Origin of the sequence: Sphaerospermopsis reniformis, assembly GCF_005402885.1 — a bacterium.
Lineage (GTDB): Bacteria > Cyanobacteriota > Cyanobacteriia > Cyanobacteriales > Nostocaceae > Sphaerospermopsis > Sphaerospermopsis kisseleviana.
In genome coordinates, this window is record NZ_BJCE01000213.1 from 1 (window position 1) to 9,411 (window position 9,411).

Annotated in this window: 10 protein-coding genes and 1 pseudogene; 5 read left to right on the plus strand and 6 right to left on the minus strand. The window is 36.8% G+C overall.

Going from position 1 to position 9,411, the window contains the following annotated elements:
* The first annotated feature begins 458 nt into the window (after positions 1–458).
* Positions 459–695: a hypothetical protein gene (locus FFR48_RS21670; protein WP_137668815.1), complete on the plus strand. Its 237-nt coding sequence runs from the start codon at positions 459–461 to the stop codon at positions 693–695.
* A 15-nt stretch (positions 696–710) separates the two neighbouring features.
* On the opposite strand, the gene FFR48_RS21675 is transcribed toward FFR48_RS21670, so the two are convergent.
* On the minus strand, positions 711–1,316 hold the full coding sequence (locus tag FFR48_RS21675; protein WP_137668816.1) for a hypothetical protein: 606 nt from the start codon (positions 1,314–1,316) through the stop codon (positions 711–713).
* Positions 1,317–1,384: 68 nt separating this feature from the next.
* Positions 1,385–2,812: an integrase gene (locus FFR48_RS21680; protein WP_137668817.1), complete on the minus strand. Its 1,428-nt coding sequence runs from the start codon at positions 2,810–2,812 to the stop codon at positions 1,385–1,387.
* 110 nt (positions 2,813–2,922) lie between these two features.
* Between FFR48_RS21680 and FFR48_RS21685 the strand changes: the two are divergent.
* Together FFR48_RS21685 and nifD are read left to right on the plus strand one after the other, a co-directional pair.
* Positions 2,923–3,384, plus strand: a pseudogene (locus FFR48_RS21685) (NifH family ATP-binding protein); the annotation flags it as partial.
* Positions 3,385–3,520: 136 nt separating this feature from the next.
* Positions 3,521–4,903, plus strand: coding sequence for a nitrogenase molybdenum-iron protein alpha chain (gene nifD, locus FFR48_RS21690; protein ID WP_096568580.1), 1,383 nt, complete (start codon positions 3,521–3,523; stop codon positions 4,901–4,903).
* A gap of 424 nt (positions 4,904–5,327) precedes the next feature.
* Here nifD and FFR48_RS21695 read toward each other — a convergent pair whose 3' ends face one another.
* On the minus strand, positions 5,328–5,954 hold the full coding sequence (locus tag FFR48_RS21695) for a metal-independent carbonic anhydrase family protein (RefSeq protein ID WP_096568577.1): 627 nt from the start codon (positions 5,952–5,954) through the stop codon (positions 5,328–5,330).
* Positions 5,955–6,335: 381 nt separating this feature from the next.
* Positions 6,336–6,467, minus strand: a complete 132-nt coding sequence (locus tag FFR48_RS30215; RefSeq protein ID WP_268932455.1) for a hypothetical protein — start codon at positions 6,465–6,467, stop codon at positions 6,336–6,338.
* Positions 6,468–6,942: 475 nt separating this feature from the next.
* Here FFR48_RS30215 and FFR48_RS21700 point away from each other — a divergent pair, with 475 nt between their 5' ends.
* Positions 6,943–7,518 (plus strand): Uma2 family endonuclease, encoded by a 576-nt coding sequence (locus FFR48_RS21700; protein WP_096568573.1) that lies wholly within the window; start codon positions 6,943–6,945, stop codon positions 7,516–7,518.
* 227 nt (positions 7,519–7,745) lie between these two features.
* On the opposite strand, the gene FFR48_RS21705 is transcribed toward FFR48_RS21700, so the two are convergent.
* Positions 7,746–8,324, minus strand: coding sequence for an Alr1449 family protein (locus FFR48_RS21705; protein WP_096568570.1), 579 nt, complete (start codon positions 8,322–8,324; stop codon positions 7,746–7,748).
* A gap of 42 nt (positions 8,325–8,366) precedes the next feature.
* Positions 8,367–8,951: a Uma2 family endonuclease gene (locus FFR48_RS21710; protein ID WP_096568567.1), complete on the minus strand. Its 585-nt coding sequence runs from the start codon at positions 8,949–8,951 to the stop codon at positions 8,367–8,369.
* Between the two features lie 180 nt (positions 8,952–9,131).
* On the opposite strand from FFR48_RS21710, the gene FFR48_RS21715 reads away from it, so the two are divergent.
* Positions 9,132–9,287 carry a hypothetical protein gene (locus FFR48_RS21715; RefSeq protein WP_162501932.1) on the plus strand — a complete coding sequence of 52 codons (156 nt, stop codon included), beginning with the start codon at positions 9,132–9,134 and terminating at the stop codon, positions 9,285–9,287.
* The last annotated feature ends 124 nt before the right edge of the window (positions 9,288–9,411 follow it).

Here is a 9,411-nt window from a genome sequence, read left to right on the forward strand (position 1 = left end):
TAATTCCCAATAGCAGGCATCTTCAGCACTGATTATAGCGTATAATCTGAGTATCTTTGCACTTAACCTTCATTTCCTCAAAAGCAGTTGTGGTGAAGGTTAGATAGTTTTCGGAGATGTCTATTGTAGTTTGTTGAGAGCGATAGCGAAACGCGACCCAAGAATCCCATTTCCGGTATTGTGGTTTATGGGTGCGATACCTTCGGTAAGCTTCGCTAACGCTTTTTTGGTGTTTGGTTATATCCGTGCTGTGCTAACACATTCAGAATATAGTGATCCGATTTGATTCATGAATTTTTCGTAGAGGCAGGGAACAGGGAACAGGGAACAGGGAACAGGGAACAGGGAACAGGAAAGAAGGCTGTCAGTATTTATGGTGAGCGAAGCCGAACCATGTACGGAGTTCTGTTCAAAAATCAAATATTAGACCTATATGATGAAGGAAAGTGGAAAGAATAATGCAAACTTTAAACCTTGAAAAAACCATTAATGCTTGGTCATCCATTGCCGAAAACGTCTTTTTTACTCACACAGAAGAGGAATATGAACACTTAGTTGATATACTAGATTCTCTGATAGATCAAGTTGGTGAAGATGAAAATCATCCTCTTGCATCTCTGATGGAAGTCATAGGAGTTTTAATTGAAAACTATGAAAATGAACATATTCCTGAACTGCATATTCCTGAACTGTAGGAAATTATTAATTGACTATCCACCATTTTCAATCATCCAAACCAACATCCCTAAAATTTCATCTACAGGAGGTAAAGGATAATCAGCTAAATCAATAGTTACAATATCACCCTCTAACTTTAAAAATCGCCATTGTGTACCGCTACTAATTGCACCATAAACAATACTAAGAGGATTATGTTTAGCAAGATTAAATCTCTGGGCAGCTACCATCTCTGCAATACACTGTCCAAACCCAGTTCTTAAATCTGCTTTTTTGGCTTCTACAATCACAATTACAGGTGCTTCAATTTCCAACACTTCAGGAGAACGACTTAACAGAAAGTCACATATTCCATTTAATCCCACCGACTCATCAACTGTAAAATCTTCACCAGAAAATAAACTAATTTGCCGATTTAAAATTCTTCTTACTTCTAACAAAACTGGATAAATAATCCCTTCAGAACGTGCTTTTTCACTAGCAGAAGCAGCAAGGGGTAAACTTTCTGCTAAATATGCTGTTAACGTCGTAGAAGGTTCAATTTTGGCAACTTCAGGAATAAAACGCCCACCTTCCTGAGTTTTTAACCCAAAAGCTTCTTTAACCTTACCTATAGATGTAAATTGACTATAAGACATATCTTGTAACATTCCTAGTTTTATAAAATTATTTTTGCGCCTCAGTGTCTGTGAGTAAGGCTAATATCTTATCTTAACTCAATTTTCATCAAACTGTGTCCCATCTGCAATTTCAATCTTTCATTCTCAATTCTTAACCTCTCATTTTCCTGTTCCAACATTATTACCATATCTTGCAGTTCTTCCACCTTCGATTTTTTCTTAATTGCTTCCTCAATTGCAACCTTCCGATTTTCCAAACTAAACCACTTCTGATAAATGGATGTGTGCATATTCACAGAATGACCCAAATTATCAGCAGCAGCTTTAATGGGAATCCCCATTAAATGCGCTCGAATTGCCCAAGCGTGACGTAAATCATAAGGTTGAAAATTCACACCCACAAATCTAAACCATCTATCTGTACCATGTCGCGCAGCGTTGATTTCTTTACTCGTTATTTTATCTTGAATTTTCAATTTCAAGAATTCAATTGCTTCTAAATCTGTTTTTAAATTAAACTCTTCTACCCAACGAGGATATAATGGTAAAGCTTCCCTTTCTCCGGTTTTACATTCTTCATTAACTCGCCATGTATTCATGGTATTATCAACAGATAACCACCAATCTAAATCCGGTTTGACAAAAATTTCAATCGGTCTTAAACCATAAGTTGCTAACATTCCATAAACCCATCTCCACAATTTCCAATTGTTTCTATCTTCTCTAGTTGTTAACTTACTTGGTCGGTTAATGGCGTAATTTTCAAACTTCAAATATTCTTTTTCAATTTCCACATCAGTGGGTATATCGCGTTTACGTTTTGCAGTAGGTTTAATTTTTAAATTGCTTAATTCAGGAACTTCTAAACCAGAACATTTACACAAAACCCGAATTACTTTAATCAATTCATTTTTCACACTATCAGAAGATTGGCAATTTTGCACAGCTTCGATAAAATTAGCATCTATCGCTAGTTTATCCTTGGGTAAATGCTTTTGAGCAATATAAAAATAACTGCTAAAAGTATTTTCACTTTTTAAAGTTTTTTTCCGAGTTTGGAAATAACGTTTCTCAAAATCTGCAATTAAATCACCAATGGTTTTTAAACTAGCTTTAATTCGAGTTTTTCCTAAATATTTATCATTCCAGTGAAATTGCCTTCTAGCAATTAACTTTCCTAATTCATAAGCCTCTTCTTCCGCAGTATTCAACCCATCAAAATTAAAAGGAATACCCAAAGAAATATCATATTGTTTTGTACCACTAGCATTTTTATCAATATCCCCTGGTTTAATAGGTAAGGTGCATCTCAACTGTAAAGAATTGCCAGATTTGCGGATATAAACACCAACATTAGCCGCTTTTAATCTACCATTAATTGCTTTTAATTCTGTAGTTAATTTTGCCGTTAGATGATTTTCTTGTTCATTTACTGCTTGCATTCTACCTAAATATCCCCCATCGGTAATAGCTGTTTGGTGAAAATCGGCAAATGCTTCCTGTGTTCTGTCCATACCCTAGATTTACCCTAATAAAAAAACCGTTCACTCTAGACAATGATTACCGCAAACATAGTCTAAAATGAACATTCTACAGCTATTTTTATGAGATAAATAATCTTTGCCGTGAAGGTAAAGCACAAGAAATCTACATCGTTACCTCTGGTGAAATGATGGCGATGTACGCTGCAAACAACATCGCTCGTGGTATTTTGAAATATGCACACTCCGGTGGTGTACGTTTAGGTGGTTTGATCTGTAACAGCCGTAAAACTGACCGGGAACACGAACTCATCGAAACCTTGGCTAAACGTTTGAACACCCAAATGATTCACTTCGTACCTCGTGACAACATCGTTCAACACGCAGAATTGCGTCGTATGACCGTTAACGAGTACGCTCCTGACAGCAACCAAGCTAACGAATACCGTGCATTAGCTAAGAAGATCATCGAAAACAAGAACCTCACCATTCCTACCCCAATAGAAATGGATGAATTAGAAGCTCTGTTGATCGAATACGGTATTCTTGACGATGATTCTAAGCACGCTGAAATCATTGGTAAGCCCGCTTCTGCAACCAAGTAGTATTCAGTAATTGAGGAATAGGAAAAAGGAAAACTCTACATCACTTCCTTTTTACCTTCCTTTCCTTCCCTACCTTGGGGATTAACTTCCCCATCCCTACCTAACCAATATCTAAAAGAGCTAACAGAGGCCAGACATGACTCCTCCAGACAACAAGAAGATTGTTGAAGAAAGAAAAGAACTGATTAAAGACGTTCTTAAAGCTTATCCCGAAAAGGCTGCTAAGAAGCGCGAAAAGCACCTCAATGTACACGAAGAAGGTAAAACAGATTGTGGTGTTAAATCTAACATCAAATCCTTACCTGGTGTAATGACCGCTCGTGGTTGTGCTTATGCAGGTTCTAAAGGTGTGGTTTGGGGTCCTATTAAGGACATGATCCACATCAGTCATGGTCCTGTAGGTTGCGGTTACTGGTCTTGGTCTGGTCGTCGTAACTACTACTTAGGTACAACTGGTGTTGATACCTTCGGTACTATGCACTTCACTTCTGACTTCCAAGAGCGCGACATCGTGTTCGGTGGAGACAAGAAGTTATTGAAACTGATCGAAGAATTAGAAGAATTATTCCCCTTAAACCGTGGTGTTTCCGTTCAATCTGAATGTCCCATCGGTCTAATTGGGGATGACATCGAAGCGGTTTCTAAGACAGCTGCTAAAAAACTCGGTAAACCCGTTATTCCTGTACGTTGCGAAGGTTTCCGTGGTGTGTCTCAGTCCTTGGGTCACCACATCGCTAACGACCAAATCCGTGACTGGGTATTCCCCAGAGCAGACAAAGCTAAGAAAGACGGTACTCTCAAGTTTGAAGGTACTCCTTACGACGTAGCAATCATCGGTGACTATAACATCGGTGGTGACGCTTGGGCAAGCCGTATCTTATTAGAAGAAATTGGTTTGCGTGTTGTTGCTCAGTGGTCTGGTGACGGTACTATCAATGAGATGTTGTTGACTCCTAATGTGAAGATCAACCTCATCCACTGCTATCGTTCTATGAACTATATCAGCCGTCACATGGAAGAAGCTTATGGTATTCCCTGGATGGAATATAACTTCTTCGGTCCTACCAAGATTGCTGAATCTTTAAGAGCGATCGCTGCTAAATTTGATTCTAAGATCCAAGAAAACGCTGAGAAAGTTATTGCTAAATATCAGCCTTCTATGGATGCGATCGTTGCTAAGTACCGTCCTCGTTTGGAAGGTAAGACAGTTGCAATGATGGTTGGTGGTTTACGTCCCCGTCACGTTGTACCCGCTTTCCAAGATTTGGGTATGAAGTTGGTAGGTACTGGTTATGAGTTCGCTCATAATGACGACTATAAACGTACTACTCACTACATTGAAAACGGTACTATCGTTTATGACGACGTAACCGCTTTTGAATTTGAAGAGTTTGTTAAAGCTCTGAAGCCAGACTTAATTGCTTCTGGTGTGAAAGAGAAGTATGTATTCCAAAAGATGGGTCTTCCTTTCCGTCAAATGCACTCTTGGGATTACTCCGAACTTGATGATGTTTCTTGAAAGGTGCGGTAATTTTAGGTTTTTTAGTTGGGTAATTATGAGATTTTAATTTTTAGATTAAATTGATTTTATTATGTTATATAATAACATTGTTTATAGATAACTGCAAGTGGTAAATCTATGATTTGATCAGTGGTTGAGGGAGTTGTTAATTTTCGATGTTTGGGAAATTTGTTATATAGAACAACTTTCTTCAAGTGGATTTTTTAGACTAACTAGACTATGTTTAGGCAAAAAATTTTTTAGGCAAAAAATTAGTAATTTTTATAAAAATCACCTCCCCGAACTTGCTTTCTTGCTTGTTACTAAACATCTCTTTCAAAGAGGATTAGGGAGAGGTAAGATAGGAGTTTGGAGAGGGGTTTTAGGTTTAATTAATTGATGATGGGGATAACCTGCTATTTCTCTGATGCAACAGGTGATTTTAATTGTTGTAGGGCAGGGAGGAATGGTGTACTACAATCCGCAGTTTACCATTGTTGTCCTTGATGAACTTCCAGGTCTTGTCCACTGTGGTTACTTTACCAGTCTTGTCAGTAATTAGGACGTTGCCCATTGTTGTAGCTACATTACCATCAATGAAAATTCCAGCGTTGCGAATTTCCACCTTTCGCCATCCTTTTAGGGCAAAGCCTTTATCATCAGGAAAAGAGGGATTGTCGCCCACGAAATAAGCCAATGCACCTTCCCGTGTTGTGCGGAAAGTCTGTGGTGCTTTTGTCAGAGTTGGCTTGAATAGCACTGCTCCCATCTGGTAAGCATAGGCTTCATCGATAACTTTTTCGGCTAATGCTTTGGCTGCGTCTTTTCCCTTCTCATCGTAGGTGGTGGAGATGGCAACTAATGCGTCTCCCCAGGCTTTTTGGGCTGCCAAGACTTCAGATTCAGTGATCGCCAGATTAACGACTGAAGTCTTGGGGGTTGATGAGGTTGTACTATTTATGGTGTTATTAACTTGAGCTTTGGCTATTGACGGTGCAGCAGCTAACAAGGCTATAGCAGCAGCAGCAGAAAGATTGATTTGCAAATGCTTGAAACAGGTCAGTTGCATACTTAATAAACAGCTATTTTTTATAACACTATAACATTACATTCAACCACATTATGTCAATAAATTACATTGATATTGATATTGGGATATGATTTGGTATATATAAGTTAATCTAATCTTTGGTTTACTTGGTGTCTCATGGTTAATCTAGGTTTTCCAAAGAAAAGTATTGCTTATTGGGGTTTGGGAAGTGCGATCGCTCTCAATTCAATAATTTTCTTCACTCAGATAAAATAATTATACTTAAATTATACTTAAATTACACTTAAATTACACTTAAATTACGGTTCTATGCAACGAGTGTAGTTGTCATTGGTAAATTATCTTTAGTTTTATTGATTTTATCATTGAGTATTTGGGAAAGTGCGCTTGCACTATAACTCATTCAGATAAAATAATAGTAGCTAATCGTTCCTCAATTTCACAGATATAATCTGTCAAACCTGTATCAACTCCTCTTTCTTGTAAATGTTTTAAACTTGTCTCTTCCCAACATAGTTTTTCCCGTTCCATATCGTAATACAACCATTCATGCTAAACAAAGGTTTGGAATCATAAATGCAGAATTGTTTAGATTTCCTCATGTTCATAAATATATAAAGTTTGGTTGGTATTCGTTTGTTTTCTTGCTTAATAAAACCAATGGATTGAATATGAATTATGAAGATAACTGGTTACAAATATGTCAGTCTATTCATCGTATTCCTGCAAACATATCGGAAGAGGATTTTTGTGATATGAGTATATTGTCAGGAGAAATGTCCAAAAAGCATTATGATTATATAAATCAGAACTTATAGTTTGTTTTAATAAACGAGCGTTGAAAGCACAAAGGATAAAATTTTTAGTCTGTAACTTGGGTTAAGCAACAATACAACCCAACATTATTTAAAAAACAATAAATCACATCCTGTAAATCCTCAAATCCTGGACATCCTGATTCAGACAAATGCTACAATTAACAAATCACCACAAGGAGTAAAAAACTATGCCCATCATGACAATTAAAGATGTGGAAAAACTACAAAGTGCAATCAATGAGGCTGGTTTAGATTATGATCTAGAATTAGAAAACGGGAGCATTTCTATCGTGGGTCCTTCGGATATTGTATCTAGTGAAATAGGTATTCTTTTTAGCCGACTATTAGCTAACTGGGTTTATCCCCGTCGTTTAGGAAGAGTTTTTGATTCTGCGGGTGGTTTTATTTTACCAGATAGCAATTTAACCGCTCCCGATGTTTCTTTTGTGCGTGCTGCAAGGTTGCGTCAAAGTCCCCGTTATTTTGGTGAACTTGTGCCTGATTTAGTAGTAGAAATTAAATCTCAAAGTGATAGAATTAAAACCTTAGAAAAAAAAGTTATCAATTTTATTAATTTGGGTGCAGTGGTGGGAATTTTAATTGATCCTGATGAAGAAACTGTTACAGTTTATCGTTCTCAAGGTGAACCGGTCGTTTTTAACAACAATGATGTTTTAACTATTCCTGAACTTTTACCAGGTTGGGAATTACCTATTTCTGAATTATGGCCTCCTGTTTTTACTGAGGAAGAAATAGAAAGTTAGTTTTAGTTGATTTTTAAATTATGTTTAAGTTGGTAAGGTGTGTAAAACAGATAAGTTAGTAAGAAAATGATTAAATTTATAATCTTTATCATCTGATTATAATCTGACACACCTTTAGGCAAAAGTTAAGAAATAAACGAACCACAGAGAACACAGAGAAATGAGGTTTTAAGAGAGATTTTCATAATTCTTTCTTGGTGGAAATCTTCATATTCTTTTGTTTTCCTTTAATCAGGAAAAGCTAAACCAGTGCGCGGATCACGAATATATAAACCTAGTGTTAAACTCCGCATTACTTCATCCCAAACAGGTGTTAATTGTTCTGCTTGATCCGCCCAATAATCAAAGGTAATTAAACATTGAATATTAGAACCTAAACCTACACAAATTCTAGAATATGCTTCTCTAGGTTCTGCTTGGGTATCAATAAATTTAATTTGTCCCCACATGATTTTTGCTGTTTGGCGTTTAACTTGTATGATTTCCCCTGTTTCAATGACATCACGCTTATCATCTTCTATGATTTTTTTTAAGGTGCGTTTGAGGGGGAATAATGTCCAATCATTGGGGGGTAAATGATTATAGGAAATTTCTAAACAACAATCATCATTAGGTGGTTTTTTATCTGTGAATTTAAAGGATTTTTCTTTTGGTTCAAATACCCAATCTTGGGGAACATTAAACCGCACTGCACCCCTACCAGCGACAAATATTTTATAATCTTCAGGTCCTTCCCAGTGATGGTTTGGATCTAGTTCGAGGGTTTCTTTAATCCATTGCAGGTTGCTTTTTTTACGCTTGGACATAATTTTCATGTTCTCCTTTGTTTCTAGATTTAAGATTCGAGTTTAATTTTCTGTTTCTGTCTCTAATTCTACACCTTCATATAATAATTCAATGGGAAATTCAAATTCAATGCTTGATAATGTAATTATATCTCCAGTCGTGTAGGGATAGTAAAGCCACATTCTCCCTTCTCCTCGACAATAACGCTCAACATATATTCTTTCCGAATCAATTAAAATATATTCTTGTAGGGAGGGAATTGTTAAATAATATCTGAATTTTTCTCCTTTATCTTTATTGGTTGTACTGGGAGACAGCACCTCTACAATTAATTGCGGATGTTGAATAAATTTGCGAGCGTTGATATCTTCATGGTGACAACTAACAACAAGATCAGGATAGAAGTAGATGCTGTTGGGATTAACTTGTACTTTGACATCTGATACGTTGACTCGACAACCTTGAGGATGGACATGAGAATATAAAGGTCTGTAAAGATTGAGAGCAATATCATTATGGGGAATTGTACCACCAGTCATGGCGAAAACTTCGCCGTTGATGTATTCATAGCGAATATCTTGGTTAAGTTCCCATCTGAGATATTCCTCAAAGGTCATTTTTGGCTGTTTTTGGGGAATGGCTATCATATCAGAATTTTGAGAAGTTTGTTTTGATTATAGCTACAAATTTAATATTTTTTCTTGATTCACTGGCTGGTTATGTTGATGATTGCATTTCTTTAGAAAGATTTAAGATCCAGCAGTATTCCTGTTAATGACAATACACCGTAAAATATTAACGAACGTGATTTTTATGACATTTTTCCAATGAAAAACAAATTGACTTCTAAGCATCCTCGACTGTTGCAGTTGGTTGTGAGTGTTTTAGTGTTTTTTTTCGTTTTCACAACTGGGGTAAAAGCAGAAACTGCGAGTTCTACAGCGCCAGTCACTTTTGCTGCTTATGGTGATATACCTTATTAGACCTGTCCGAAAATTAAAAAGGCAGTCTGTGTATGGCTTTGAGGATGTTCTCATTTCAGCCAGACTTGACGTAATCATCAGGGCTAGAGATAGTTACTGTTAGTATAGTCCGGAAAAAATGCCG

Excerpts from the sequence above, each read along its gene's own strand:
- FFR48_RS21710 (WP_096568567.1), bottom strand. The coding sequence starts at position 8,951 with ATGATAGCCATTCCCCAAAAACAGCCAAAAATGACCTTTGAGGAATAT.
- FFR48_RS21670 (WP_137668815.1), top strand. The coding sequence starts at position 459 with ATGCAAACTTTAAACCTTGAAAAAACCATTAATGCTTGGTCATCCATT.
- FFR48_RS30215 (WP_268932455.1), bottom strand. The coding sequence starts at position 6,467 with ATGGAACGGGAAAAACTATGTTGGGAAGAGACAAGTTTAAAACATTTA.
- FFR48_RS21675 (WP_137668816.1), bottom strand. The coding sequence starts at position 1,316 with ATGTCTTATAGTCAATTTACATCTATAGGTAAGGTTAAAGAAGCTTTT.
- nifD (WP_096568580.1), top strand. The coding sequence starts at position 3,521 with ATGACTCCTCCAGACAACAAGAAGATTGTTGAAGAAAGAAAAGAACTG.
- FFR48_RS21680 (WP_137668817.1), bottom strand. The coding sequence starts at position 2,812 with ATGGACAGAACACAGGAAGCATTTGCCGATTTTCACCAAACAGCTATT.
- FFR48_RS21715 (WP_162501932.1), top strand. The coding sequence starts at position 9,132 with ATGAAAAACAAATTGACTTCTAAGCATCCTCGACTGTTGCAGTTGGTT.
- FFR48_RS21705 (WP_096568570.1), bottom strand. The coding sequence starts at position 8,324 with ATGTCCAAGCGTAAAAAAAGCAACCTGCAATGGATTAAAGAAACCCTC.
- FFR48_RS21700 (WP_096568573.1), top strand. The coding sequence starts at position 6,943 with ATGCCCATCATGACAATTAAAGATGTGGAAAAACTACAAAGTGCAATC.
- FFR48_RS21695 (WP_096568577.1), bottom strand. The coding sequence starts at position 5,954 with ATGCAACTGACCTGTTTCAAGCATTTGCAAATCAATCTTTCTGCTGCT.